The organism is Polyangium fumosum, from assembly GCF_005144585.1.
Taxonomy (GTDB): domain Bacteria; phylum Myxococcota_A; class Polyangia; order Polyangiales; family Polyangiaceae; genus Polyangium; species Polyangium fumosum.
Map to the genome: position 1 here is coordinate 209201 of NZ_SSMQ01000008.1, position 24077 is coordinate 233277.

23 protein-coding genes and 1 pseudogene are annotated in these 24077 nt (G+C 68.9%); 6 read left to right on the top strand and 18 right to left on the bottom strand.

Translation table 11 applies throughout. From position 1 onward, the window contains the following. Nucleotides 1–78 precede the first annotated feature (78 nt). Nucleotides 79–1122: a hypothetical protein gene (locus E8A74_RS10620; protein ID WP_136928841.1), complete on the bottom strand. Its 1044-nt coding sequence runs from the start codon at nt 1120–1122 to the stop codon at nt 79–81. A gap of 167 nt (nt 1123–1289) precedes the next feature. Between E8A74_RS10620 and E8A74_RS10625 the strand changes: the two genes are divergently transcribed. Further along, the gene (locus E8A74_RS10625; RefSeq protein ID WP_232379482.1) at nt 1290–1955 is read left to right on the top strand and encodes an alpha/beta fold hydrolase; all 666 of its coding nucleotides are present in this window, start codon (nt 1290–1292) and stop codon (nt 1953–1955) included. Between the two features lie 18 nt (nt 1956–1973). On the opposite strand, the gene E8A74_RS52110 is transcribed toward E8A74_RS10625, so the two are convergent. Together E8A74_RS52110 and E8A74_RS52115 are read right to left on the bottom strand one after the other, a co-directional pair. Beyond that, complete coding sequence (locus E8A74_RS52110; RefSeq protein ID WP_170229029.1) at nt 1974–2567, bottom strand: DUF6265 family protein; 594 nt, start codon at nt 2565–2567, stop codon at nt 1974–1976. An 18-nt stretch (nt 2568–2585) separates the two neighbouring features. Further along, a complete protein-coding gene (locus E8A74_RS52115) occupies nt 2586–2762 on the bottom strand; it encodes a hypothetical protein (RefSeq protein WP_170229030.1) in 177 nt (58 codons plus the stop codon). A 187-nt stretch (nt 2763–2949) separates the two neighbouring features. On the opposite strand from E8A74_RS52115, the gene E8A74_RS10640 reads away from it, so the two are divergent. Further along, nucleotides 2950–3840, top strand: a complete 891-nt coding sequence (locus E8A74_RS10640; protein ID WP_170229031.1) for a M23 family metallopeptidase — start codon at nt 2950–2952, stop codon at nt 3838–3840. 131 nt (nt 3841–3971) lie between these two features. Here E8A74_RS10640 and E8A74_RS53845 read toward each other — a convergent pair whose 3' ends face one another. From E8A74_RS53845 to E8A74_RS10670, 6 genes are all read right to left on the bottom strand, one after another. After that, nucleotides 3972–4568 carry a cupin domain-containing protein gene (locus E8A74_RS53845; RefSeq protein WP_211365330.1) on the bottom strand — a complete coding sequence of 199 codons (597 nt, stop codon included), beginning with the start codon at nt 4566–4568 and terminating at the stop codon, nt 3972–3974. 943 nt (nt 4569–5511) lie between these two features. After that, nucleotides 5512–6084: a hypothetical protein gene (locus tag E8A74_RS10650; protein WP_136928844.1), complete on the bottom strand. Its 573-nt coding sequence runs from the start codon at nt 6082–6084 to the stop codon at nt 5512–5514. Beyond that, a complete protein-coding gene (locus E8A74_RS10655) occupies nt 6081–6665 on the bottom strand; it encodes a hypothetical protein (RefSeq protein ID WP_136928845.1) in 585 nt (194 codons plus the stop codon). The genes E8A74_RS10650 and E8A74_RS10655 overlap by 4 nt, the downstream gene beginning before the upstream one ends. Continuing rightward, nucleotides 6662–8851, bottom strand: a complete 2190-nt coding sequence (locus tag E8A74_RS10660; RefSeq protein ID WP_136928846.1) for a DUF3570 domain-containing protein — start codon at nt 8849–8851, stop codon at nt 6662–6664. Before E8A74_RS10660 ends, E8A74_RS10655 begins: the two co-directional genes overlap by 4 nt. A gap of 74 nt (nt 8852–8925) precedes the next feature. Further along, nucleotides 8926–9180: a DUF4266 domain-containing protein gene (locus tag E8A74_RS10665; protein ID WP_211365331.1), complete on the bottom strand. Its 255-nt coding sequence runs from the start codon at nt 9178–9180 to the stop codon at nt 8926–8928. A 79-nt stretch (nt 9181–9259) separates the two neighbouring features. Further along, nucleotides 9260–9859: a hypothetical protein gene (locus tag E8A74_RS10670; protein ID WP_136928847.1), complete on the bottom strand. Its 600-nt coding sequence runs from the start codon at nt 9857–9859 to the stop codon at nt 9260–9262. Nucleotides 9860–10031: 172 nt separating this feature from the next. Here E8A74_RS10670 and E8A74_RS10675 point away from each other — a divergent pair, with 172 nt between their 5' ends. Then, nucleotides 10032–10601: a TlpA family protein disulfide reductase gene (locus E8A74_RS10675; protein ID WP_136928848.1), complete on the top strand. Its 570-nt coding sequence runs from the start codon at nt 10032–10034 to the stop codon at nt 10599–10601. A 511-nt stretch (nt 10602–11112) separates the two neighbouring features. After that, nucleotides 11113–11325: a hypothetical protein gene (locus tag E8A74_RS10680; RefSeq protein WP_136928849.1), complete on the top strand. Its 213-nt coding sequence runs from the start codon at nt 11113–11115 to the stop codon at nt 11323–11325. 54 nt (nt 11326–11379) lie between these two features. Here the strand turns inward: E8A74_RS10680 and otsB are convergent, their stop codons facing one another. Continuing rightward, nucleotides 11380–12162 (bottom strand): trehalose-phosphatase, encoded by a 783-nt coding sequence (gene otsB / locus E8A74_RS10685; RefSeq protein WP_136928850.1) that lies wholly within the window; start codon nt 12160–12162, stop codon nt 11380–11382. A 65-nt stretch (nt 12163–12227) separates the two neighbouring features. Between otsB and E8A74_RS10690 the strand changes: the two genes are divergently transcribed. Continuing rightward, nucleotides 12228–14489, top strand: a complete 2262-nt coding sequence (locus E8A74_RS10690) for a hypothetical protein (RefSeq protein WP_136928851.1) — start codon at nt 12228–12230, stop codon at nt 14487–14489. Here E8A74_RS10690 and E8A74_RS10695 read toward each other — a convergent pair. The 8 genes from E8A74_RS10695 to E8A74_RS10725 form a co-directional block, all read right to left on the bottom strand. Beyond that, entirely contained in the window at nt 14476–15834 is a 1359-nt protein-coding gene (locus E8A74_RS10695; protein WP_170229032.1) for an RCC1 domain-containing protein, read from the bottom strand. The genes E8A74_RS10690 and E8A74_RS10695 overlap by 14 nt on opposite strands. A 109-nt stretch (nt 15835–15943) precedes the next feature. Beyond that, complete coding sequence (locus E8A74_RS52120) at nt 15944–16093, bottom strand: hypothetical protein (protein WP_153823572.1); 150 nt, start codon at nt 16091–16093, stop codon at nt 15944–15946. A gap of 176 nt (nt 16094–16269) precedes the next feature. Then, the gene (locus tag E8A74_RS10700) at nt 16270–16683 is read right to left on the bottom strand and encodes an NUDIX hydrolase (protein ID WP_136928853.1); all 414 of its coding nucleotides are present in this window, start codon (nt 16681–16683) and stop codon (nt 16270–16272) included. A gap of 20 nt (nt 16684–16703) precedes the next feature. Continuing rightward, on the bottom strand, nt 16704–18281 hold the full coding sequence (locus E8A74_RS10705) for a transglutaminase-like domain-containing protein (RefSeq protein ID WP_232379483.1): 1578 nt from the start codon (nt 18279–18281) through the stop codon (nt 16704–16706). Between the two features lie 190 nt (nt 18282–18471). Continuing rightward, complete coding sequence (gene pcnB, locus E8A74_RS10710) at nt 18472–19785, bottom strand: polynucleotide adenylyltransferase PcnB (RefSeq protein WP_136928855.1); 1314 nt, start codon at nt 19783–19785, stop codon at nt 18472–18474. Nucleotides 19786–19925: 140 nt separating this feature from the next. After that, nucleotides 19926–20885: a serine/threonine-protein kinase gene (locus E8A74_RS10715; RefSeq protein WP_136928856.1), complete on the bottom strand. Its 960-nt coding sequence runs from the start codon at nt 20883–20885 to the stop codon at nt 19926–19928. 12 nt (nt 20886–20897) lie between these two features. Continuing rightward, complete coding sequence (gene gluQRS / locus E8A74_RS10720) at nt 20898–21851, bottom strand: tRNA glutamyl-Q(34) synthetase GluQRS (protein WP_170229033.1); 954 nt, start codon at nt 21849–21851, stop codon at nt 20898–20900. Nucleotides 21852–21999: 148 nt separating this feature from the next. Then, complete coding sequence (locus E8A74_RS10725; protein ID WP_136928858.1) at nt 22000–22779, bottom strand: hypothetical protein; 780 nt, start codon at nt 22777–22779, stop codon at nt 22000–22002. 94 nt (nt 22780–22873) lie between these two features. Here E8A74_RS10725 and E8A74_RS10730 point away from each other — a divergent pair. Further along, nucleotides 22874–24077: pseudogene (locus E8A74_RS10730) on the top strand (hypothetical protein); the annotation flags it as partial.

The following is a 24077-nucleotide window of genomic DNA, read 5'->3' on the forward strand; positions in this document are numbered from 1 at the left end:
CAATAACTTCAAGCGCCCCCACATAACAGGCCGAACACAGCGCAATGAATGTACACCCAAACGCCAACCGCAAGACCGCTATGGTTCCCATATCGCACCAACTCCGATAGACGATAACATCGCAGGCATAGCCCAAATCCTCTCCGCCTCTCGTTGACCCGGAGGGACGTAGACGAGATCGGCCCTGGTAACCGCAATCAGTACCTCTGCGTATCCGCGGAGTCGCACTTGCGCGGAGAGCGCGACATCGTACGAACCCCGCAGGCCGGCACCGCCGAATGGCACGGCGAAGCTACTGCCCATCTTTGCCGCAGCTCCGACGCTAATTTGATAGATCCCGGCGGATATCGGAATGCAGGCACGGCCATGATTGTGAATGACGAGGCACGGGAGCACGACGCCCGTTGCAAACCACGTGCGGACCGGGACCTCGGCCACCTCCCCCCGATAATCGACCACACCGCGCAGCTCGGCGCCGAGGCTAGCCCCCGGCCAACGCAACGCGATCTGGAGGGCTCCACCCAAAGCCACGTTCGGGGTGTCGAGAGGCCCGAACACGGCGGCTGCGGACAGCTCTGGGTGGAACGAGGTTGCGGCGGCTGCACCGGCCGAAGGAGCGGGCTGAGGAGGTGGCGTGGGCACGAGCGGGGAGTCAGGCGGCTGCCGCTCTGGCACAGGCACTGGGGCCGGAGAGGTGGGCGCCGGCGGGGCAAGGAGGGTCCACGCCTCCGGCGTCTCCCCCTTCACGGTCACGAACCGCGCCGCCACCATGAGCGCGACGTCCTCGACGAGGTCATTGCACGTCCGTCGGGGCGTCGCCGTCTCCTCCCATTGCAGCGTCCCCTGCTCGTCTCGCGCGGTGAGCACGGCCTCCAGTTGCCCCCCGGCCCGCCGCACCGTGACGGAGAGGGACGCACGCGCCGATTCCGGGAAGACGTCGTAGCGGAACTTGGCGCTCGTCAGCTCGGCAAGGGCCGCCTCCGTGGGACATCGAACGTCCGCAGGAACGACATACGCCAGGCGAAACGCGAGCCGCGGGTCCACCAACGTATCGTCGGCCATCGCAGGCGTCGCAAGCGCGACGACCGAGGCCGTGAACAGCTTTGCACCGGAGGAGCGCATCGAATCCGTGGACGAACCTTGATGCTACCAGGGAACGTCCGGAAACACAAGGGGATGGCGCACGGGTTCGGCCCACGACGAACCAGGGGGGGCCCTCGGACGAACCCCGGAGCCTGCCTGCGGTCATTCGTTGCAGTTCTATTTGCAGTTTCGGCCGACCTGGCCGCATGCACCGGACCCCCCGAGGTCACCTTCGAGCCGCGGGCGGCGCCCGAGGGCACGGCGGTTCGAGCGCGCCGCACCACGGATACCGGTACGACGATCACGCGAGCGACGTCGTCGGCCTCATCCGCGGCCTCGGGCTCTCTCGTCCGGTTCTGCTCGGCCACTCGATGGGCGGCATGACCGCCGCGGTGGTGGCGAGTCGAGGGGCGGGGGTCCTCCGCGGCCTCATCCTGGTCGACCCGACGTTCTTGAGCCCCGAGCGCCAACGCGAGGTGCGCGATAGCGACGTCGCCGATCAACACCGCCAGGCCCTCGGCTCCCAGACGTCTGACCTCGTCGCGCAGGCCCGAGCCCGACACCCGCATCGCTCGCCCGAGATCGTCGAGCTTCAAGCCGAGGCGAGACGGAAGACCCGCATGAGCGCATTCGACGTGCTCACGCCGCCCAACCCCGCGTATCGCGACGTGGTGAGCGCGATGGACGTCCCGAGCCTGCTCGTCATGGGTGACAAGAGCCCCGTCGTCACGCTCGAAATGGCGACGGAGCTGCGGAGCCTGAACCCACGTGTACGAATCGAACAGGTACAGGACGCCGGCCACGGCCTTCCGTTTGAACAACCCGAGCGCCTGGGAGAGGTGGTCCTGTCGTTCTTGCGTGGGCTTTCGTAGCTGCTGCGGTGCACGCGGTCAGCGGCGCGTGAGCGTGAAGCTCGTTTCGAACTGATCCGGTCGGCCGTGCACGCGCACCTTCAGGGCCTCGCCGACGCGCTCGTAGCGAATGTGCGTCGGCCAGTCGTGCGCCTCGTTCACGAACGTGGCGAACGTGGCCCCGGAGATGCGCGGATCGCGGCGGAATTCGGTCGTGCTCCCGCCGCCCGGCGTCGCGACGTAGATCACGTCTTCACCGCGCACCTCGATGCGTAGGTGCTCGACGAGGACGTCGCCGCCCTTCGTCGTCTTGCCTCCGCCGGTCATCGTCATGGGCCCGGTCACCTTCCAGGTCTCGTCGACGATCGCGTCGTCCATCTGCTTGCCCTGCCAGCTCCCTTCGAGCCAGGCGACGAGCGCGAGCGAGCCGGTGGCCGTGCCGCCCGCGGCGGGCGCGGCGGACGATGTCGGCGAGGGCGACGGCGAGCCGGACGCGGACGCAGGCGCGGGGGTCGGCGCGGCGAGCGAGGCGGTGGTGGCCGCGACTTGCGAGCTCCCGCTCCCCGAGCGGCACGCGACGAGGCTTGGCGCGAGCGTCAGCACGGCGAGGCCGAGGGCGCGCGCGGCTTCCATACGAGAAATCATCGAGCTTCACCGCCTGGTTATTTGGAGGGCGACGACGTAGCAGGTTTTGAAGTCGTTGATCAAGCTCTCGAGGTCGCTCAGGGCGTCGTTAGTGCCGGCCCATAGGAAGGTCAGGAACATGATATCATCGAGATTCAGTTGGTTGATCCTTGCTTCGACGCTCGTTGCGGTGCCGAGCTGCATCGTGGGGGACGACAGGAGTGAAACAGACGACGTCGAGGGTGCAGGCGCCGAGGTCGACGGGCCCGTTGGGGCCGTCCAGCAGCCCATCACCGTCGCGGGGCTTGGCCATTACTGCAGCGCCCGCTGGCCCTCTGGCGGGTGGGCGTTCAACTGGTTTGACAGCGCCACGAGTGACCCCTGCACGCTCTTGAACTTGACGGCGACGGGTGGCTCCATCGCGCGCGCCGGCGTGTACGCGACGAACGACACCAACAACGTCGTGGTGCGCTGCGATGGCGGTTTCGTCACCCAGCGCGTTGGCACCGGCGGTGCGCCGCTCGCGGCAGCCTTCACCGACGCTGGGAACCGCAATGGTTGTTTCTTCACCGTCGCCCCGAAGGTCCTTCGGCTCTTCGACGCGCCCTTCAACACGACCACCACCACCTACACGCCTTCGAACGGGGTCGACTTCGCGCGCCAATCGATTCCCTCGCTGGATGTCACGCAGTTCGGCCAGGTCGGCTCGACCACGGCGACGATTGTCAACCATGATGGTGAGGAGAAGACCTTTGGAAACAACCATGATGGCTACGACTGGTTGATGCCGAGGGGGACACCCCTTCTCGCCGTGGCAGATGGTACGGTCGTCAAGGCCCGATTCTGGTACACGGGCGCGACGAACAGCGACGGTCCCTTCCAAGGCGAGATTTATATCGATCATACGATTTCACGCAGCCCATCGACCTACAACGAGACGTTCCGATCGTCGTATTTCCACTTGCAGACGCTCTATGTGGCCGACGGCGATACCGTCACGAAGGGGCAGGTGATCGGCGACTCGGGCAACTACGGGGACAGCAGCGCTCCCCACCTGCACTTCGCCGTCTTCCGCATGACGAACACGGCCAATGACTGGCACGCGACGCACACCATCAATGCCAGTGGCAATGATGGCCAAAGGCTCACGATCGACCCGTATGGCTGGTTCGCGCCGCAGGGGTTCGATCCCTGGGCCTTCCGCGCCTACAGTGCTGGCATGGGCGCGCTGAGCATCTGGCTCTGGAATGTTGGGAAGGCGCCGAGCACCGGCGCCTGGTAGCCGGCCACGCATTCGTGAGGCGCCGCCGTTCGCATCGGCGGCGCCTCGCCTTGCTCCTCTTCCGCGCCTGCGCGGGCCTCGAAGGTGACCTCGAGGGTCGGTTCGACGGGATGCGCGGTGTTCGTGGCCTCCTACCGCACCTGCTCCCCGAACGCCTCGTCCTGTCGATCCGCCTGGGCTTGGGCCTTCGTCTGCTGGACCCGCCCTCGGATGTGGTTCGGCGGTGCGTAGAGCGTATACAGCTTGAGCGGCGTCTTGCCGGTATTGATGAAGTTGTGGCGGACGCCGGCCGTCACGAACACCACGTCACCGGGTCGGAACGGCGACGCGACGCCATTGAGGACGACATTTCCTTCGCCCTCGACCAGGAAAAAGACCTGCTCGACCCGCTTGTGCTGCTCCCTCCCGATATCGCCCCCCGGCGGGATGCTCATGGCCACGATCTGCATCCGCTTCGCCGTGAAGAGCACGCGACGAAAGGCTTGGTTCTGACTCGTGAGCGCGGCGATGTTCGCCTGGAACGTCACCCTGGCCCGCGGCGCGCGCTGCGCCTTGGCCTGATGCGCGTGCTGCGTCTGGGCCCGCGGCACGCGTTGCGCCTGGGCCTGCTGCGCGCGGTGCGCCTGGGCCTGCTGCCGAGATTCGGCCCGCGCCGACGGCGAGAAAGCCCCGACGACCGCGAGCACGCCTGCAAACGCGAGAATCCCCGTCAATGAAGTACGCTTCATGAGCCCCTCCCCGTGCGAGGTGTCCTTTGAGGAGGAACGTAATGCAGGCGCGCAGGGTCGTCAGCCGTCCCTACGAGATCACGCGAGGGTGTGAGGCTGGGTCCGAGGAGCCGCATCACGCGCATTCGCGAAAATACGGGGATCGAGGCGGGAAGGAAACGAGCGGCGAGATCGCCGCCCGAGGTCTCGTGGTGGGAGCCGCGCGGGCGCAGCTACATGCAGACGCCGCTGTTGCAGGACTTCCCGGAGGGACAGTGCTTGTTGCAACGGCACTCCGGATACGGACCGAAGTCAGCGACGCAGGAACCGCTGGAACAAATCTTGCGGACGCCGCAATCACAATGGCTCGTGCAAGGCGTCGTCGGCGGCTGACAGGTCCCATAGGATCCGCTGAAGACACAGCTCGTGGGATTTGGACACTGGCATGAGGCTGCGCAAAGGGGGCCCGGCTGGGGCGGGCTGAAATCAACGAGCGTCGTGCATACCTTTTGACCGGAGTCATTCGCCTTGCATGCCGTTCCCAGCTCGCAGAGACAGTGTGACGAACACGGGCTGCCCGGTCCCAGCAGCGCGCTGCTCGCCTCGTCGGTGTCCGCCTCGACATTCTCCTGCGGGTCGGGGCTCCCCATGAGACATGCGGTCGGGGCAGCGCAGAAGAGCACGAGCGCGGCGAGCGGCTTGATCAACGTTCCAAATCGACGAAACATGCTGAACCTCCTCGATACCTCCGCGAGGTGGCGACGACGCCATCGCGGGACGCGGGCGCACAGCAGTTATCGTGCCAACAACGGAAGCCTCTGAACCGGCTCTCGGCGTGGAGCCTGCCGTGGCCTCGGATGCGCAATTGGTGCATCGCACCCGCGCCTTTTGCGCAAATATGCGCCCTTCGCGCAACACGCACAGGGTCGTCGGGGGCCTGCGCCGCGTGATGGCTGCGCCTGCGCTACGGATGCCCGAGCTCGACCTCGCACTGGGTCGTATCGGTATTCCCCGTCAACCAATTCACCATGCACACGTCCCCGGGGTCGCCCTTGTTCCACAAGAGCCCGCCCTTGTGTTTCTCGCGCAATCGTGCCTTTCGCACGATCGTCAGCACCTCGGGGTCGGCGGCCTTCGTGAAGACCTTGGCTGCGAGCTCCGGTTCGAGCGCCAAAATCGAGCGGTAGTTGTCCTCCAGCTCGGCGATCGTCGTGGGCTCTTTCCCGCCGGAATAGTATTCGTCGTAGTTCTCGACGTTCGGCGAGGTTCGCTCCTCGTACCGGCGCAACCCGTACTGGCCATACAGCCGCAGCGGTCGCGCCGCGTGGCCGTGGCAATCAAGCGTGCCGCAGCGGCGCTCGAGGACCGCAGAGACCGCGCGGAACGAGGTCGGGTCGAAAGGCGGGGCCGCGATTTCGTTCACGGCAGGGCCCAGGTCGCCGCAACCAGCGGCGACGAGAAGGACGCCGCAACCCACGAGGGCGAAGAGCGGCGCCACGCCGAAGCCAAAGAGGCTCGCCTTGCGTCGTGTGTTCATTTCGCAGCTCCCGGGCAGGCGGGGTCTTGCGGCGGGAACGGAGGATTCGTCTCCGCGGCGGCGCACGTGACCCACCCAGGCGAACCCTGGTTCGGGTTGCCCACGTGGCACCCCGCGCAGGATCCGTCGCGGCTGATGCGCGTCGACATGACCACGCGCTTCGTGCTCTCCAGCGCCCCGGGCACGGGGTACTCGATCTCGGCGCGCAGCGGAAAGGCCGGGTCCCACTTGTCCGCTTCGATGAAGAAGTTGCCCGCGCAGTTCGTGCCGACCTCGTATTGCTCGCCGAACGAGTCGGTCAGCTTGACCTTCACGCCCTTGACGGGCAGCGGCTTCTGCTCGGCCGTCTGCGTCGGGTACGCGTAAATCGTCCCGCCGACGCTCATGACCGGGCTCTCCCGCAGGTACTCGCCGTGGCAGAGCACGCAGGGCTGTCCAGGGCGATGAAACTCGCCCACGGGGACGTTCGGGTCCTCTTCGCCGAGCGCGGCGATACGCTCGTCGACGGCGCGGTTGCCGCAGCCGACGAACATGCCGAGCGCAACGAGCGACGAGGCGAGGGCGGTTTTGGTCGTCATCATTCGACGTCGACCTCCAGCGTGAGCGCGCCGAAGTAGCCGAAGCGCTGCAGGATGAAGAGCGTGTTCAAGAAACGCGTATAGATCACGTCGCCGCTCGCGATGAGGCCCCAGTTCTTGGCCTCGCCGAACGCGATGCGCGTGCCGAGCCCGCCGGTCACGCCGACCAGCGGGCCGAGCTCGCGGTCGCCCGTGCGCAGCGCAGGCACTTGCAGGCCCGTGGGCGTCCGTTCGGCCACGTACGCGAGTTGCCAGAAGGCCGCGCCCGTCTGCGCGTGGAACCGGAAATGCGGCCAGATGCGCACGCGCTCGCTGATGTCGTAGAGGTACCGGAAGTCCGTCGTCGTGGCCTTGAGGCCCCAGCTATCCGCGTAGAGCCGCTCCTCGGCGCGCAGCGTGCTCGCGGAGAAGCGGCGCGCGTAGCGGGCGGCGAACGCGAAGCGCTGGCGGTCGAGCGGGAGCTGTTCGAGGATGCGCTCGGGGTTCCGGTAAAAGTTCACCGTCGCGAGCGACTGTCCCGGCAAGACGCGCGGGGCGATGTCCGGCGCGAACGTCGGGATGTAGCGGTAGGGCTTGGAGCTGTCGCCCGACTCGATCACCGCGCTGAAGTTCGTGGTCAGGACGGAGTTCTTGTCGAGCACGAACGACGAGGCGAGGTCGAGCGCGTGGCGCTGGATGCGCCGCGAGAAGACCTCGTAGCTCGTGCCCGATCGGCCCGCGATGTCGTACGAGAAGTCGTAGCTCAGGCTCGGCGTGACCGTCTTCTGGCGCAGGTCGATCGCGACCGTGGTGCCGACGCTCGACGCCAGGTAGTCGGGCTCGATCGACATCGCGGCGTGCAGGTTCACGTCGACGTCGCCGAACTTCTTGTGTCCGCCGAGCGCGGGCACGTACCGCTGCTCGGTCCAGCGCGGCGAGGCCGTGGCCACGATGTCGGTCGACGCGGCCGTGACGACGTCGACGAGGAACGAGCCGCCAAAACCCCAGCCGCTCGTGGGGTTCTCGACGTTGAAGAAGAACGTCGGGCTGACGACGTCGACCTTGTCGGAGTCGTGGTACGCCGAGAACTCCAGGCCGAACTTGAGGTTCAACGGCAGCTTGCGGTTCTTCGCGATGCACTCGTCGAACTGGTCCTGCGTCTGCGCGTTCTGCATGCACTGGACGAGCGCGCGGTCGATCGCCTTGCCCTTCGGCACGAGCTTGATCTCGACCGTCGCCGTCTCGCCCTCGCCGACGTTCACGCTCTGCTCGAAGGACTGCTCGGCGCCGTTCACCTTGCCCGTCGCGATGATCGTGCGCTCGCCGGGGTTCACGGGGATCTCGGCGCCGAGCTGATCCTCCGCGAGCTCGACGCCGTTCACGCGGACCTTGAGGTCGGTCGCGTTCGCCGGCTTCTGGACGATGATCTTCGGGATCTTGGCGCGCAGCTCATCGGCGCGGCTGCGCGCCTGCGCGGCCATCTGGCGGATGTTCTTGCGCGACGCGGCCTCGGCGGTCGCCTCGTAGTCGGAGACGGCCTCGACCCAGAGGCCGGCGCGCGCCTCGCACGCGGCGACGAGGAAACGCGTCGAGGTGCGATCCTCGGCCTCGTACGACGCCCGCCCATACGCGATGCAGTCGAGCCACTCGCGCTCCTTCTCGGCCTTGGTCGCGAGCTCGTGGTAGAACGAGCCCTCGCCCGTGCGCCAGCCGCGCGCCGGAGGCTGGCCCTCGTACGTGGCCTTGAGCTTCTTCGAGCCGCCCGACGCGGCCTTCGCCTCTTTCGTCTCCGGGTTGCCGCCGCTCGGCGAACCGGCGCTGCGCGCGTCGCTCCACGCCTTCTCGATCTCACGCGAGGTGAAGTCGGGGAAGAGCGCGACGGTCGGATCTTCCTTGATCGCCGTGGCGAACGCGGCCTTCGCCTCGCTCGACTTCTTCATGCCGCCGGCGAGCACGGTGCCGAGCGCGACGTAGAGCTTCGCGCGGACCTTCGAGCTGCACGCGCTCTTCTTGGCGCACGCTTGTTTCGCCAGGTTCAGCGTGTCGAGCGCCTCCTGGTACTTGCCTTCCTTGTAGCTCGCTTCGAGCACCGTCTGGACGAGGACCTCGACCTCCTCGTCGTTGGGCGCGGCGCTCGCGGGCGCGGGGGCGAGCGTGAGCGCAGCGGCGACGAGCGGGGCGAGGAGGGCTTGTGCGAGGCGGCGGATCACGCGACGGCCAAGATAAACCCGTCCCCGAAAAAAAGGATCCGACAAGATGGCGACCTTCGGCTCGGAGGAGGAGATCAGTTGCAGCCGCAACCGCTGCCGGTGCCGCCGCTGCCCCCGACCGCGCCCTCGGTGATGGCGCGCAGGTGCGACTCGCCGAAGCCGGCCATGTCGGCGGCCGTCATCGTCGGATGCGCGAGCTTGCCGCGCTCGTACGGCGCGACGGGCGCGCAGCCGGTGCTCGCGAGCAAGCCTCCGCCGAGCACGAGGACCACGAGGAGCGCGCGACCGGCGCGCACGACGAGCGAGGCAGAGGTGTCTTCGTTCAGCATCGCGGGAAGCTCCGGTTTTCTCTTGTATAACGGGGTTTCTCTCGCCCCGCGTCAAGATTCTTCCAGAGCCACGCGCGGCTCACGGCCCCGCGTCCCCGCCGCCGCCCGTCCGCCGCAGGCCGCAGAGCGCCCACTGCTCGATGAGGGCGTAGTCGGCGTCGGACAGGCCGCTCGGGGGCGGCATCGGCGCGCCGCCGCCCGGCGTGCCCTGGAGGTTGCAGAGGATCCAGGAGCGCGAGGGGTCTTCTTCGTTGATGTACGGGTACCCCTGCGCGCCCGAGTACCCTTTGAGCTCGTCGTAAAACGCGTCGGAGCTGTCGGCCGAGAGGAAGATGCCGCGCGCGCCCGGGGCCGCGCCGTGACAACCGCCGATCGTGCAGCCCGCCGAAGGGCCCGTGAGGATCGAGTAGACCTCAGCCCAGGTCGGGGCCGTGGTGCACGCCGAGGGGTCGAGGATCGTGAGCTCGGGGCAGCCAGTCTCGCGGACCTTGGGACCTCCGGGCGGGCCGTAGGGACAGGCGTCGTCCTTGTCGTTGACGATCGACTGCTCGGTGCACGCCTGGTCACCCACGCCGATCTGACAGCCGGCAAACGCGCCAAGCGCGAGGGCGGGGATCAGGGCGAGGACGGCGCGGAAGGTGCGGCGCGACCGGGCCCTGGGCGAGGTTCTCGCGGTCATGGCCCCGCATGGTGCCCTCGGTTCGTCACAAAGTCGACTGGGTGGGTTGGGGCTGAGGTAAGCTCGCGCCGTGCGCGCGGTTCAAAGGATCGGTCGTGCTCTCGCGATCGAGGCCCGAAGCCGCAGTTTCCGAGCGCAAAGAGCGCCGTCTTAGCAAAACCAGGAGACCTGAATGAGCTCGAGATCGTCGATTGTCCGCACCCTCAGCGCGCTCGTCATGGGCGCGGCCCTCTCGCTCACCGTCGCGGCGTGCGGCGGCGGCGCCGCGTCGGGCGGCGGTGCAGAGACCGGAGGCGCCGAGGGCGGCCTCGTCGGGAAGCCGGCGCCCGAGTTCACCGCAGAAGCGGTCACCGGCGAGGGCCCGAAGAGCGTGAAGGAAGCCTCCGGCAAGGTCACCATCATCGACTTCTGGGCGACGTACTGCGGCCCCTGCAAGAAGTCGTTCCCGAAGTACCAGGAGCTCGTCGATCAGTTCGGCGGCGACCTCAGCGTCATCGCGGTGAGCGTCGACGAGGAGGACACGGACAAGGCCAAGCTCGAGGAGTTCGTGAAGGCGACGGGCGTGAAGTTCTCGGTCGTGTGGGACAAGGACAAGAGCGCCGCGAAGGCCTACAGCCCGCCCAAGATGCCGACCGCGTTCGTCGTCGACAAGACGGGCACGATCCGCCACATCCACGCCGGCTACGGCGAGGGCGAAGAGGACAAGATCGCCGAGGAGATCAAGGCCCTCATCGGGCAGTGATCGTTCCCTGCGGGGCTCCGGTCGGGCCGCTCGCGTGGCCCTGCCTCGGCCCCCGGAGTCCACCCCCGAAGATTCCGTGAAGTGCCCCCCGCCCGCATGTTTCCCGGCCCGTTTCGGCAGGGAAGCAGGCAGCGGGGGGAACACCTCGCCCGCGCTCCGCCCCAGGAGCTTGGCTTCCTCGACGCGGTTGTCGGCGGTCTCCTGCCGCGGACGCCCGGGGCACGACGTTTCTTGTGATCACGAACGATCGAGCGCCCCGTTCTCGGGTGTCGTCTCCCGCGGGATCGCCTCGCATGAGACGAACCACGAGCACGCGCGTCCACGCCGCGATGGGCTTCTGCCGATCATCGTCCTGCCGTCCGTCCGCCACTTCCGTCCGATCGAAAACTTTTCCAATATGCTGGTGCCGGATACGCTGAATACGCGTCGCGCGTTCTCTCGATCGCCCCATTGATGAGGTGAAGTCGTGAAGGTCTTTTCAGCTATCGTTCTGGCAATGCTGTGTGGGTGTATGGCGGAAACCGAAGAGGATCGCGACTATGACGTCCTCCTCTCGGAGGGTCCAGGTTTGGAGACGGCGAAAGAACCCAAGGCCGTCATGAACTGCTGGACCGGCGTCTGCAAATGCACCGGTTTGAGTCAAAATGCATGCATATCGGAGTGCGACAAGTTATGGGACGCCAATTGTAGCAAGCCGGCGTCCGAGCAGCCCGGACAGCCGTAGGCCCCTGCGCTTCGTCCCCGGGACGCCCCGAAAAGCTCCCCGCATCAGCCGCCTTCAAACGGAGCGCACGGCCGCAATCTGCGAAAGCAGCTCGGCCCACGCGCGTGGGCCGGGCAGCACCAGGTCCGCCTCGACGTTCGGCGTCGGCCGCTCCGCCGAGGCCACGTAAATCCCCACCCCATCCCGCTGCCGTGCGAGGGCGATCGCGCCCTCGTCGGTCGTGTCGTCTCCGGCGTACACGACGAGCGTGTGCGGCGGCAAGCGCGCGAGCAAGAGCGCGAGCGCCGTCTGCTTCGTGACCCCCGGGTCACGCGCCTCGACGACTTGTCGCCCCTCCATGATCTCGAATCCCGCAGCGACGGCGGCCTTGCGGAACGCGTCGAGCACTTCCGCTGCGGCCTCGCGCATCGCAGGCTCGACCTCGCGCACGTGCACGGCGACGCCGACCGACTTGCGCTCGAAGCGCATGCCGGGGATACGGGCGTGGTTCGCCTCGACGAAGCCCGAAAGCGCGGAGAGGCCGGCCGCGCGCTCGGGGTGCGTGCCGCCGATCGTGCCACCGTCGGGCCCCTCGATGAACGCGCCGTGCTCGGCGACGCGGTAGACCGGCGCGAGGGCGCTCGTTCGTTCCAGCAGGCTTTCCATCGTGCGTCCCGAGACGACGGCGACGTGCACGCCGGGCGCGCGCGTGAGCCTTCCGAGCGCGGCGAACGCGTCGTCCCTGGCGTGCGCGCTGTCGGGATCCGTCGTGATGTCCGAGATCGTCCCATCGAAGTCAGTGGCGACGAGCAGCGACGCAGCTCGAGCGATGCGGGAGAGGAGCGCGGGCTCGTTCATGCCCCGAGCGTCCCCCGAGGAAGCGTCCAGCGCAAACGTGCAAGTGCGGTGGTAGCGTCAGATGCATGTGGCATCCCGGGAAACACGCGCGTCTCGCCTCGGCCTCGATCGTGGTCACGGCCGCCGTCAGGATGCTCTCCGGCTGCGGCGAAGACGAACCCGCGGGCGTAGGCGGCGCGGGCGGGCAAGGCGCGGCGGGGTCCGTGTCGTCGTCGTCGTCTTCGGCGGTGGTGGGTCCAACGACGGGCGCGGGAGGCGCGTTGCCCGAGGTGTTCCCCGTGACGGGCGTGGTGACGGACGGCACGTCGCCGCTGCCCGGCGCGATCGTGATGCAAGGCGGCGGCGCGCCCGCGCTCGTGACGGGGCCCGACGGTGCGTTTTCGATCGAGCTCTCCACGTCGATCTCGGGCGCGCCCACGGTGGTCGCGGCGAAGGTCGGCTACCGGAGCGCCGGGATCGAATTCGACGCGTTGCCCGAGGGGCCGATCGAGCTCGTCCTGCACGAAGCGGCGCCGCCGGACAATGCCGACGGCTACAAATTCGGCCCGCCGGGCGTCGGCGATGAAACCCTCGACGCGACGACGGCCCTCTGCGGGCATTGCCACACGACGCTCGTCGCGCAGTTCCAGCAATCGGCGCACGCGAAAGCGACGCGGGATCCGCTCGTGCAGGACCTTTATGCGGGCACGTCGCGCGCGCACGGGGACGCGGCGTCGTGCGCGGCGGCGGGCGGGGAATGGCGGACGGGGCGGGTGCCGGGCTCGATGATGGGAACGGCGCCGCGTTGTTATCTCGGCGGCGGGGTCTTGCCGGACCTCAATGGTTGCGGCGCGAAAGGCGCGCTCGCCTGCGACGATCCGGCCTTGCCCGCGGCCGAGAAGCCCACAGCGTTCGGCGCGTGCGCCGATTGCCACGCGGCGGGGCTCGACGGAAAGGCGGGCGGCCGTGATCTGCTGGAGGCGACGGGGATCGCGTTCGACAACGGGAACCATTGCGACACGTGCCACAAGGTGCGGGACATCGACCTGACGAAGCCGCCGGGCACCGCGGGCCGGCTCCTTTTGCAGCGACCGAGCGAAACCGTCTCGAACGATCCGCTGGCGAAGCTCCGCCAGGTGATGTTCGGCCCGCTGCCGGACGTGCCGAACGAGTTCATGGGCGGGAGTTATCAACCCAAATTCTCCGAGGCGACGTTCTGCGCGGGCTGCCACGAGCAGGCGCAGCCGGCGTTGCTCCCGGGCCAGATGGTCGATCCGGCGCGGTTCCCCGACGGCCTGCCCGTGCATTCGACGTTCGCGGAATGGTCTTCGAGCCCGTGGGCGGAGGCGGGCGCGCCTTGCCAGCATTGCCACATGCCGCCGAACGAGGGGCTCTGGAACACCCTGGACAAGACGACCCCGAAAAACGGAGGCATCACGTTCGGCTTCGTGCGGCCGCCGGAGCAGATTCGGTCGCACGCATTTCGGGGGCCGCTCGCGGGGACGCCGCGGCTTTTGGATCTGGCGCTCGGAATGTGGATGACGGCGAAGGCGGCGGGAGGCGGGGTCGACGTTTCGGTGACGCTCTCGAACCAGGGATGTGGACATGCCTTGCCGACGGGCGAGCCCATGCGATCGCTCGTGCTGGTGCTTCGCGCCGAGGCCTGCGGCGAGGTGCTCGTGGCGAGCGCGGGGCCGACGGTGCCGGACGTGGGAGGCGCGTGGGCGGAGGGGGTGATCGGGCAAGGCGTGGCGGTCGTCGGGACGTCCTGGTCCTGGCCGGAGGGCGCGGCCCACGCGAAGCCGGGGCAGGTCTTGCGGGTGGTGCGGGAGACAGGGGATTGGCTGGACTACCCAGGCATTGGCGTCTTCGCGGATCCGGCGCTTTCCCCGGCGAACAAAGGCATCCCGATTCGCGTGCCGGTCGCGGAGGTGAAGGTCGTATCGGCGGCGAACGGGCAAATCGTGACGGCGGGCATGGCGGAGGTCATGCCGGGAGATCGGGTGTTCCTCGGGGATGGACTCGCGGCGGAGGTGATGGACGGATCGGGCTCGGCGGCGCTCGCGGGTGCGCCGGGGCAGGCGTTCGCGCGGGTGCTCGTGGACGCGGAGGGAAAGCGGTTCGTCCCGCATTATCGCGCGGTGGACATGGCGAGCGACAGCAGGCTGCCGCCGTTCACGAAGGTCACGAGCCAGCATTCGTTCGTGCTGCCGGCAGGTTGTCCGGGCGCGACGGTGACGGCGACGGCGCTCTACCGGCCGGTGCCCGTGGGGATGGCGAAGGAGCGGGGATGGGAAGCGCGGGATTGGGTGGTGGCAGCGCGGAAAGAGGTCGTCAGCGCGAACTAGGAGAAGCGGCCGCCCCGTTCACCACGGGAAACGCCTGCATGCGCGGCGCGCCGTCCTTCGCATCGGCTCCCCACATCACGATCACCCCGTCCCGGCGCACCGCCCACGTCCGCTCGGGCATTGCCTCGATGGCGACCGCGTCCTTGATTTCGTCGATCTTCACCGGCACCGGATGCCCCTCGTGCAGATCCTCCGGCATCACGCAACCCGGGACACGCTTCCTTATGGGCGTCACGTTCTGTCGGGCCCGCTCCGGCGTCCAGCCGAGCCGCCCGCACGGGTCGTCCACGCGGCGAACCCGGTTCGCTTCTTCCACGAGGGGGCCCGGTTTCGCTGGGCTTTCGCACGGGGGATTCGCCGCCGCCTCCTCTCGCGCTTGTTCGGTGGCGGCCTCGTCAATCGGGCAAACCTCGCGCTTCTCCGTCGCCTCCTTGCCCGCCTCGCCCGTCTCTCCGTCTTTCGAGCGGCCCCAGCACCACACGTCGCCCTCCTCGTCGATCGCACAGGCGTGCTCTCCCGACGTGGAGACGTCGACCACGCGCGGCAATCCGACCACCCGCACGGGGTTGTCGTGGCGCTCGCGCGTGCCGTCGCCGAGCTGGCCGAAATCGTTCCGACCCCAGCACCACACGCTGGCGTCGTCGCGCACCAGGCACCCGACGATATTGTTGAATCCAAAGTCCGCGACCGATACCCGGACCACCCGATCGAGCAGGATCTGGTTGCTCCGGCGTCCGGGGCCTCCGAGGACGAATCGGCCGTCCTCGAGCAGCGCGGCCCGGCCCTGCGCGTACAGGTTCCGAAGGGGGCCGTACGCCTCGAGTTCCCCGTAAATCGCCTTCATGTCCCGCGGACAACGCACCTCGCCGCCGCCCATCACGCAAACGATGGCATACTCTCGACCGACGACCTCGGCGAGGCGCGACCCACCTTTCGCCTCGAACCCGACGCCCCCCTCGGTGAAGTCGTTGTAAGGCCTCTCGAGGCCCGTGCCGCGCGCGTCGAAGCTCCGAAGCACCACGCGGCCGTCCCGGAGGAGGAGCACGACGTCCTCGCGGCGACACAGAGAATCGAGCACGGGCTCCGAGGACGTCCAGCTCGCCTGCAGGATCAACTGGCCCGACCCGCGCCCGACCGACACCACCGCCACCCGCCCGTCCGCGAGGCGCAAGCAGCGGTGGCCCGACAGGACACGCGGCGGCTCCCGATACCCCGCGGTGATCTTCAGCGGGCCCGGCACCGCGGGGCCGGGACCCACGTCCTTCCCCGCCCCACAAGCCGCGGAGAGCAAGGCAAACGTGGCCGCACCCGTGACTCGTAAAATCGTTCGTCGTGCTCTCGTCATCGGCTTCGCGGCGAGGAGGGTACCACGACAAGCTTCCGCGCTGAAAAGAGGAAGAGCCTGCCACATCGGGCAGGCTCTTCCGAAGCCTCCTCTTCATTTCCAATCGCCTTCATGACTCCCCGATATTTACCTCCGCGAAGAGCTCCCCGCCCCATCGCCAGAAGGCCACGGTGCGGCTGAACAAGAGGACCACTTCGAGGCCCAGGCCGCTGTCGAATTCGACGCGCCAGCGACCGGGGTCGACTTCGAGGATGCGCACGAAGGTCGGGGGTGCAATCGATGGGCCACGTTGCCTCGGCGTGGCGCGCGGATTCCCACGTCCCTCACATGCGATTCATCCGTCCCAAACAAAGGGCCCGGTTCCCGATGCGCGGCCCTTGCACGGGCATTGCGCAGGCCTCTGGCATGGCGCGCGGACGATCCCGCCATCCGACCTCATTGCAAGACGAGCGCCCGGGTCACCACCCGCCGAACGGCCTCCGTCACCCCGAGACGGCCGAGATCGTCCACACGCGCGAGGATCACCTCACTCGCGTCGTCCCCCGCCCTTAGGTCGCCGCCCGTCCGGAGACACGCGTAATCGAGGATCACGTAATGGTAGGGAGGATCCACGACCTCGACGACCTCGACGAGCGGACCGACTCTTACGACGAGCCCCGACTCCTCGAGCACCTCCCGAGCGACCGCGACTTCCAGCCGCTCGCCCGGCTCGACACGTCCCCCCGGTAGCGACCACGTCCCGGCCATCGGAGGGTGCGCGCGGCGGACGAGCAAGACACGCGGCTCGCTCTCCCCGCGATCGATCACGGCCGCGCCGACGGCCAGGCGAGGCGCGCCTTCGACGAACACCTACGGCTCGCCCCGCTCGGTCACTTGGTCCCCCCCGCCCCGCAACGCGCGCCGCCCGGGGTGCGCAGGCCGAGCTCGTACTCGCCGAGCGAGAGCTCGCGCGGGATGACGACGGGCCCGTTGTACGCGCCGCGCTCGTCGGTGGAGAGCGAGCCGACGACGATGCCCTCGGGCGCGTTCGTGCTGCGCAGGACCACGTCGACGCGCACGTTCGGGCAGGCGCTGCCGCCGCTCTTCACCTCGCCGCGCAGGATCACCGGCAAGCCACGCCGCACGTCCCGGCCGACCTCGCCCACCGTGATCTCCGCGGGCGGCGCGTTCGGATCCGCGGGCTCCGTCGCGCTCGGCGCGGGCTCCGGCGGGGCCGCGCTGGACGACGTCGTCGCGCTCGGCGAAGGCGCAGCGCCGTTCGTCCCGCCATTCTGCGCGTTCCCGCTCTGGCCGCCGGCGTCGTTCCGCGCGCGGTCGGCCATCTCCTGTCCGGAGTCCTGGCTCTCCGGCCAAGCGTAGGGATCGGGCGGCGGCTGGTGCGCGGGCCGATCGTCCTGCTGCGACTCCATGTTCAGCGCCGCGCCGCCGAGGTCGATGCGATGCCAGAGGTTGCCGTCGAACGCCTCGACCCACGCGTGCGCCTCGTTGACGACCATGCGCGCGGGCAGGCCGATGTTGAGGGCGGTGACGAGGAACGCGAACGAGCGATGTCGGCAGACGCCTTTCCGCGTGAGCGCGAGGTCGAGGTAGATGTCCTCGCGGCCGCGCGGCGGATCGTCGGAGGGCTCGAACGAGCGGAAGTAGCCGACCATCTTTTCGAGCACGTCGCGCGGACGCATCGCGCGCGAGATGCCGATCGCGTCGGCGACCTGGGCGAAGGCTGTGCGGTGCGTGGTGGGCTGCGGCGGCACGAGGCGATCGAGCTCGGTCCAGCCTACGTCCGCGAACGCGCTGCCGAACGCGGCGCGCGGGATGCCGAGCTGGACCACGAGGCGCACCTCTTTGCGATCGTGTCCGCGGACGAACCAGTTGTCGGCGCCGTCGCGAAGAACCTCGATGCGTGTCTCGGGGTTCGAGCTCAGCCGGAGCAGCCGCGAGCCGGGCCCGACGTTCGGGATGCGCACGGGCTGATCGGGGACGAGGCCGACGGAGAAGTCGCCGTAAAAGGTCTCCTCGCCGGGCGCGAGCGTGCCGCCGATGGGAACGGGGCGCAGGGTCTTGTCGCGAACGGCGAGGGTGTAGTCGTCGAGGACGGCGTCGAAGGCGCGCAGGCGCTTGAAGGGCGCGGTCGAGGGCGTGAAGGGGTCTTCGTAGTTCTCGACGTTGGGGCGGCGCGTGTCCCGGTCGGGCTCGTAGGTGGACTCGGGCGTGTCGTCCGTCGTCGAGCCGCCGTAGAGGTTGCGCGCGTCGGGCGGACGACGCGGATCGGGCGCGGTGGCGATGCCGCTCGGCGTCTGCACCGCGGCGGGCAGGTCGCCGTCGATGGTCGTCGTGCTCCACGAGAGGTTCTCCTGCGGATCGGGCGGGAGAAACTCGTGCAGGATCGAGCTCTGCTGCGCGTCGACCGTGCCCGAGAGGGCGATCGACGCGGCGAGGACGAAGGGCACGAAGGGAAGGCGCGCGAGGGCGCGCGGGGTGAATCGGCCGGGCTTTGCCTGGCCGAGAGGGGGACGCGAAGCGTACCCCTTGGGACCAAGTCGCGAGCGGGCGAGGAGCGAAGGAGGAGCCACGCGCATGACGTTCCGCTAGTGAACCACGAAGGGCGCGGAAGTTCCACGCGGGCGATCGCGTCAGGGCCTACCGCCGTCCGCGGTGGGACGGATGCGGCCGCTCGCGATGGTGATGGTGCGGCATCGACGACGTCGAAGGCGCGGAGCTGCGGAACCGTTCGAGCGCGGTCGTGGGCTCGCCGCGGGCCGTGAGGTCGGCGAAGGCGACCTCCAGGGCCGCCTGGAAGAACTCGGTGCGGGCGAAACGACCCGCGCGGCCCGTCGCGAGGCGCGGCATCACGCCGATGATGCGGCGGATGCCGTCGGCGTACCTGCGCGAGAGCGCGAGCCGCTCGATCAGCGGTTCGAGGAAATCCGCCACCGCGGCGCCCCGGTCGCGCGCGCCGTCGCACGCCTCCTTGAGCGGTTCGAGCAAGAGCAACGTCCAGAGGACGGTGTCGTCGAGCCCGCCCACCTCCGCGCTGCGCTGATCGATGTACTCGAGCAAGCGCCACTGCCGGATGCCCGGGCCGTCCTCGCGCTCCTCGTCGTAGAGCAGCGACGACAGCTCGGGCAAGAGCACGTCGAGCACGCCCGTCTCCCACGCGAGGTAGATCGTCCGGCGCGCCTGACCGCCGCGCAAGAGACGCAGGATCTCCTCCGACAGGCGCGGGCGCGCCGCGAGCGCGAGCGCCTCGCGGCAGAAGACGATGGCGTCGTAGACGTCGGGCGTGATCGCGAAGCCGAGCCTGCCTGCGAACTTGAGCGCGCGCAGGATGCGCACCGGGTCTTCGCGGAAGCGCGTCTCGGGATCGCCGATCGTGTGCACCACGCGGCGCTCGACGTCGGCCATGCCGCCGACCCAGTCGAGGATCTGGCGCGCCTCGATGTCGTAGAACAGCGCGTTCATCGTGAAGTCGCGCCGCATGGCGTCCTCGCTCGCGACGCCGAAGACGTTGTCGCTGCGGATGAGCAGCTCGGCGGACTCGTCGCCGTCGTCCTTCGGGTTGCGCCGGAACGTGGCGACCTCGATGACCTTGCCGCCCTGGAAGAGGACGTGCACGAGGCGGAAGCGACGGCCGATGATGCGGGAGTTGCGGAAAAGCTCGCGCACCTCCTCGGGCCGCGCGCTCGTCGCGACGTCGAAGTCCTTGGGGCTCCGATCGAGCAGGAGGTCACGGACGCAGCCACCGACGAGGTACGCCTCGTGACCGTGACGCGTCAGGCGCCGGATCACCTTCTGCACGTCCGGGTCGATGCGCGCCTCGTCGAAGGAGACGTCGTATCGACGCGCAGGCTCGCACAGCGGGAGCGGCGCCGGGCCGACGGTGTAGCTCGGCTCGAGGTCGGCCTCGGCGTAATCAGGCAGGGGATTCAGAGGAGAGGGGGTCGTTCGCCCCATGGCTTCCATGCGGCTCGTGGGTGTGTTGCTCGGCTCGTCCGAGCGCTTTGCACGGCCTGGGCCGCCCTTCGAGAGGATTGAGGGCGTCTAGCAGGGGACGGCCCCGGGGGCAAATGTCCACCGCAGAATCGTGCGTAGTCTCACCGCAAACAACGTCCCTCGGGGGTGTCGCGCAGGGCCTCGGCCATGGCGGCGGCCGAGCCGTAGCGCCGGTCCGGGTCCTTTTCGAGCGCACGAACGACCACGATTTCGAGCGCGGTCGAGGCTGCGAGCGCGGCGTTTCCCGCGCGGAGCGGCGGCGGGCGCTCGACGGCGTGCCGCTCGGCGACCACCGCGGGCGTGCCGACGAAGGGCGGAGCGCCGGCGAGCATCTCGAAGAGCACGACGCCGAGCGCGTAGATGTCGGCGGTCGGCTCTGCGAGCTCGCCCGCGGCCTGCTCCGGCGGCATGTACTCGGGCGTGCCGACGGCCGAGCGTCGCGACGTGAGACGAAACGAGTCCTTCAACGCTTGGGGCTTCGGGTCGCCTCCGGCGCCCTGCGCCCCAACCCCCGTGCCGCCCGGATCCCCGTCGATCCAGGCGGAGCCGAAGTCGAGCAGCTTCACGAGCTCGCGCCCGTCCGGCGCGTGCACGAGGAAGATGTTCTCCGGCTTGACGTCGCGATGCACGACACCGGAGGCGTGCGCGGCGGCGAGGGCGAAGGCCGTGTCGACGGCGATACGCGTGGCGCGGACGGGCGTGAGCGTGCGCGCGTAGGAGAGCGTGTCGGCGAGGTCGAGCCCGACGAGGTGCTCGGCCACGAAGTACGGCAGGCCGTTCGGCAAGGTGCCGGCGTCGTGAACCTGGAGGACGCGCGGATCGGTGACGCGGCTCGCGGCGGCGATCTCGCGATGGAAGCGCGCGCGCAGCATCTCGTTCGCCTGGTGCTCGGCGCGCAGCACCTTCACGGTCACGCGAGGACCCTTGCGCCCGCCGCGCAGGCCTTCGGCGACGTAGACGTGACCCACGCCTCCGCTGCCGAGGTACTGGATGACGCGGAAGCGCTTGTCGATGACAGCTCCGATGAGCGCATCGGACGTGGCGGAGCTCTCGCGGTGCATCGGCGGGCAATCTTACCGCGCGACGATCGCCGACACACGCACGGATTCGCGCGGCAAGCGGGACCAGTCGAGGGACGCGGCGAGCGCTTCGAGCGGCGCATCGGCGTCGCCGAGGTCGTGTCCGTACGCGCGGGCGATGGCGCGCACGAGCGCGCGTGGGTCGCGGCCCGCGTCGCGATGATCACGAAGCGGCATGAGCTTGTCCCGCTTCGCGAGGCGGCTGCCGTCGTCGGCGACGAGCAAGGGGACGTGCGCGAACGTGGGAGGTGTTCCGCCGAGCAGCCGCGCGAGGAGGGTCTGCCGCGCGGAGGAGCTCGCGAGGTCGCCGCCGCGCACGACGTCGGTGATCTGCATGTGGAGGTCGTCGACGACGACGACGAGCTGGTACGCGAAGACGCCGTCGCCGCGGCGGAGGACGAAGTCGCCGGTCCCGTGGCCGACGTGCTCGGTGTACGTGCCGAGCACGCGGTCGTGGACGGTGACCCGCGCGCGCTCGTCGTCGGGCACGGCGAGGCGCACGGCGGGCGGGCGCTTGAAGTCGCGCTTCTGCATGCCGAAGGGCCTGCACGTGCCGGGATACCGAGGGCCTTCCTCGCCGGCGTGTGGCGCGCTGGCGACGCGGGCGATCTCGGCGCGGGAGCAGTCGCAGGCGTAGACGAGGCCACGCGCGGCGAGCGCTTCGAGGGCGGCTTCGTAGAGGGCGAAGCGCTCGGATTGCACGTACGGCGCGAAGGGGCCGCCCTGCGCGGGAGACTCGTCCCAGCGAAGGCCGAGCCACGCGAGGTCGTCGAGGATCGCCTCGGCCGCGCCGGGGACGACACGCGGGCGGTCGATGTCTTCCATGCGAAGGACGAGGGTGCCGCGCGCTTGCAGGGTGGCGGCGGCGCAGAACAGGGCGGCCGCGGCGCTGCCGAGGTGGAGGGCGCCGGTGGGCGAGGGAGCGAAGCGGCCGCGGTAGGCGGTCATGGTGGGGGATAAGGTGACAGAACCACGCGGAAGGGGGATCGAACCGGCTGCCGCGTGGTTCGAACCACGCGGCAGGGCGGTCCGGACCGGCTTGTCGGCTCACGGGAGCATGCGGGGGGCGGTCCGGACCGGGGGGCCGCGTGCTTCGTCAGGGTGCCTCGGGGGTCGGCGCCGGCCCGCTCGTGGTTTGCTTGGCGGCGGTCGCGCTCCGCGCCCGTGCGTCCGCTTTTTTCTCGGCGTCCCGGAGCGGCCCGAAGATCAACGCCTCCGTCGCGGGCGCGAGCTCGGCGAGCTCGCCGTCGGCGACGAGCGAATTGGCGACACGAATCCACCGATTGCGGGCCTTCACGAGCGCCGCGCCGGAGGAAAGCTCGGATTGCTCGGCGAGGAGGCGGCCCTTTTCGTCTTCGAGCTCGCCGAGCTGCTTGCCGAGCGCAATCCACTCCTGGAGGTACTCCGTCATGGATTTCTGCGCGGGCACCTGGCCGATGAGAATGCCACTCGTGCGCATCTGGATCGCGGGCGTGAGGCGAGAGGCGAGCTGCTGCGCCTGACCGGCCTGCGCGCGATACGTCTTCTGCATGCTGGGAAGCCCCTCGGGAATGAGGAAATCGCGGAGCTGGATCAAGTCCGCCCCGGCCTCCCCGCCGAGCAGCTCGGCGGTGGACGTGAAAAACCCGTACACGCCTCGAATGATGGCGTCGTGCCGGAGGTCGATCTTTCCTTCCTCGCTGCTGATCTCGTCGAGCCGCGGATGGTTCGCGGGCTGGGCAGCGGCGGCGAGAATGGAATGGATCTCGTCGATACGGGCGAGCTTGGCGGAGAGATCGGGGTTTCCGAGAAGGGCGGCGCGGGCGGGGGATTGAAGGTCGGTCCAGGTGGCGGAGACCTGGAGCATCTCTTCGGTCTGGAGATTTTTGAAGGCCATGGCGTGGTGTAGACGGTATCATGGCGCGAAGAAAAGGGGCAAGGGGGCTTCCAGTTGCGTTCGAAGCGGCGGTACCCTCGGCGCGGGAGCTCCCATGCGCCGTGGTGTCTTCACCTCGTCCCTGCTGACAGTGACCCTTCTCTTCAGCGTTTCGCCCGCGCGCGCGCTGGAGTTCCGTGTCTGTGTCAAGCCGCCGGACGTCCCGCCCGGCATGACCCAGTGGGCCTATGAGCAGGGGTCGGCGACGGTATGGACCACGCGCAGCCGGGTGGAGTTCGCGCGGAAGGTCGAGGGGCGCGCCACCTTTATCTTTGACCCCTATGCCCCGCCAGAGAGCGTCCGTGTCCTACCGATCCCGTACAACCTGCTGAAATGCCCGCCGCCGCCGCGACCGAAGCCGGCGCCGGCGAAGGAGCCGCCGAAGGAGGAGAAAAAAGCGGAGGACGGGAGCGCGAGCCAAACGACTGGCAAGCGCGGCGGGGACGAGGACAGCGTCGAGAAGCGCGTCGAGGAGCATCGCGTTCCGCAGCCAAAGGAGGGCCCGCCGCCTCCACGTGCTTCGGCACCTGCCAAACGGCAGGATCCGGTCTTGCCGCGGGAAGGCGTCTTATCGAGCGAGCCGATCCTGCCGCGTCGGGAAGAGAAGTGGGCGGACAAGGAGCACGGGCTCGTGGATCGAGGCGGCGTGCTCCCGCAGCTCGTGGACACGGAAGACCGGAAGCCATTGAACGTCACGTCGTGCGAGCAGACGAAGGAGGGCTGCCCGGCGCGGCCGAAGAAGACGCGCGCCGGGGCGATCCTGGAGCAGGTGGTGATCGCGGGGGCGATCTTCAACCTGCAAATGAACGAGGACCTGCATCGGCCTGACGGGAAAGAATACGGGATCGTCGGCGGGATGAATGCCGACGGGCCGAACGACCCGCGGCTCCAGGCGGCGGCCGCGGCGGTGATGTTCTCGCCGGTGGCGATGGCGCTCGGCAACAAATTCATGAAGGCGACGTCGGAGGCCTTGGCACGCGGCGAGAAGGTCGTCCTCAAGGACGTGAGTGAGCTGTCGGAGGACGCGGCGAAGTACCTGGCGGAGGAGTTTGGAGAGGAGCTGACGCAGGCGCTCGCCAAGGCGGAGGTGGTCGGGCCGTTCCGGGTGATGCGGCACTTCACGAAGGGGCATGAACGGAAGTGTCGAGTAGCCCCGGTCGACTGCCCCGGGGCCCTCACCAGATCCGGACAAGGAGATTTCCACCATCCGGCTCTTCCGCTGCTGAGTCTTGCAGGCTACCGCCCCCATATTTGGACTT